At 73.3% G+C, this 1414-nt stretch carries 1 protein-coding gene and 1 pseudogene; one reads left to right on the plus strand and one right to left on the minus strand.

Annotated elements, in window-relative coordinates:
* Window positions 1–801: pseudogene (locus HGA02_RS19155) on the plus strand (hypothetical protein); the annotation flags it as partial.
* Window positions 802–856: 55 nt separating this feature from the next.
* On the opposite strand, the gene HGA02_RS19160 reads toward HGA02_RS19155, so the two are convergent.
* Window positions 857–1414: DUF3097 family protein (locus HGA02_RS19160; RefSeq protein ID WP_168680961.1), on the minus strand; the 558-nt coding region annotated here is incomplete at its 5' end.

The raw sequence follows: 1414 nt of genomic DNA on the forward strand, positions 1-1414 counted from the left end.
GGGGGTCCCGGGTACGGCCAGACGCCTCCGCCGGGCGGCTACCCGCCGCCGTCGACCGGCTACCCGCCCGCGGGCTACCCGGCACAGGCGGGCTACGGCGCGCCGTCGGCGACCGCGCCGATCGGCGAGTCCCTGCAGTACGGCTGGCAGAAGTTCACGACCAACGGCGGCGTCTTCGTCGCGGCCACCCTGATCTGGCTGGCGATCGCGGCGGTCGTCGTCTTCCTGGTGACGCTGGTGTTCGGCGGGCTGTCGGCGCTCGCGGACCCCGACGGGGACGGTGTCTCGAACGGGATGGGCCTGGGCTTCTCGTTCGGCTTCGTCGTCATCTACACCGTCGCGTGGCTGGCGGCGTACCTCGTCCAGGCCGCGTTCGTGCGCGTGTCGCTCCAGCTGACCTACGGCCGCCCGGTCGGTCTCGGCGACTTCTTCCGCTTCGAGAACTCCGGCCCGGTGATCCTGACGGCGCTGCTGCTGGCCGCCGTGAACCTCGTCGTGGGGCTCGTCGTGTGGATCCCGGTGATCGGATGGCTCGTCAGCGTCGCGGTGAACCTGCTCGTGCTGTTCACGCTGTGGTTCGTCATCGACAAGCAGCTCAGCCCGGTCGACGCGCTGCGGTCGAGCATCCAGCTCGTCACCTCGAACCTCGCCACGACGATCCTGTTCTACCTGGTGGGCGGCGCGATCATCTGGGCGGGCGCGATCCTGTGCGGCGTCGGCCTGCTGGTCGCCGTCCCCGTCGTGCTCGTCGCGACGTCGTACCTGTACCGCCGCCTGCTCGGCGAGCCGATCGCGCCCTGACGGCACGCCGCGAGCGCGCGACGCCCCGCCCGGGACCGCTCCGGGCGGGGCGTCGTCACGCCGTGACGAAGTCGATGAGCTCCTCGACGCGGCCCAGCAGGCTGGGCTCGAGGTCGGCGTAGGTGCGGACGGTCCCGAGGATCCGCTTCCACGCGTGCGCGACGTCGGCCTGGTCCGCGGCCGGCCAGCCGAGCTCGCGCAGGATGCCGTGCTTCCACTCGGTGCCACGCTCGATCGTCGGCCAGCGCTCGAGGCCGAGGCGCTGCGGGCGGACCGCCTGCCACACGTCGACGTACGGGTGCCCGAGGACCAGCACCGTCCCGGCGGGCGCGGAGCGCGTGACCTCCGCCGCGATCCGGCTCTCCTTGGAGCCCGGCACGAGGTGGTCGACGAGCACACCGAGGCGACGGCCGGGGCCGGGCGCGAACGCGCGCACCGCGTCGGGCAGGTGGTCCACGCCGTCGAGCAGCTCGACGACCACCCCCTCGAGGCGCAGGTCGTCGCCCCACACCTTCTCGACGAGCTCGGCGTCGTGCTTGCCCTCGACCCAGATGCGGCTGCCGCGCGCGACGCGGGCCTGCGCACCCTGCACCGCGCGCGACCCGGACGCGGT

Origin of the sequence: Cellulomonas septica (assembly GCF_012396155.1) — a bacterium.
GTDB lineage: Bacteria > Actinomycetota > Actinomycetes > Actinomycetales > Cellulomonadaceae > Cellulomonas > Cellulomonas septica.